Source organism: Streptomyces minutiscleroticus (genome assembly GCF_014650875.1).
Lineage (GTDB): Bacteria > Actinomycetota > Actinomycetes > Streptomycetales > Streptomycetaceae > Streptomyces > Streptomyces minutiscleroticus.
This window is the reverse complement of the sequence record NZ_BMVU01000281.1, coordinates 1-537: the sequence shown is the minus strand read 5'-3', so window position 1 is coordinate 537 and position 537 is coordinate 1. Positions and strand designations below refer to the sequence as shown.

The following is a 537-nucleotide window of genomic DNA, read 5'->3' as shown; positions in this document are numbered from 1 at the left end:
ATTGGTTAAAACGCTCACTGATGAGGGCGTTATTGTTGTAGGGCATATCGGCTTAATGCCCCAATTCGTGCGTCTTGATGGGGGTTATAAGATTAAGGGCAAAAATGAAGAGCAACAAAAAAAGCTTTTAGAAGACGCCTTGAGTTTAGAAGAAGCCGGGGCAGGTTTGTTGGTTTTAGAGGGTATAACCGCCCCTATCGCTCAAAAAATCACGCAAACAATCAAAATCCCCACGATCGGTATAGGGAGCGGTAAAGATTGCGACGGGCAGATTTTAGTGTGGAGCGATATGTTAGGCTTTTTTGATAGTTTTAAGCCTAAATTCGTGCGAGAATACCTTAAGGGGAAAGAATTGGTTCAAAACGCTATCAAGCAATACGCTGATGATGTGAAAAAGGGAAATTTCCCTAACGAATTAGAAAGTTATTATTGAATGAAAGAACGGATAGTCAATTTAGAAACTTTGGATTTTGAAACTTCTCAAGAAGTGAGTTTGCGCCCTAATCTTTGGGAAGATTACATCGGTCAAGAAAAGAT

At 40.2% G+C, this 537-nt stretch carries 1 protein-coding gene; it reads left to right on the top strand.

The features are described 5' to 3' along the window. On the top strand, positions 1-433 hold a 433-nt coding region (panB, locus tag IE271_RS44735; protein ID WP_190195544.1), incomplete at its 5' end, for a 3-methyl-2-oxobutanoate hydroxymethyltransferase. Positions 434-537: the final 104 nt, after the last annotated feature.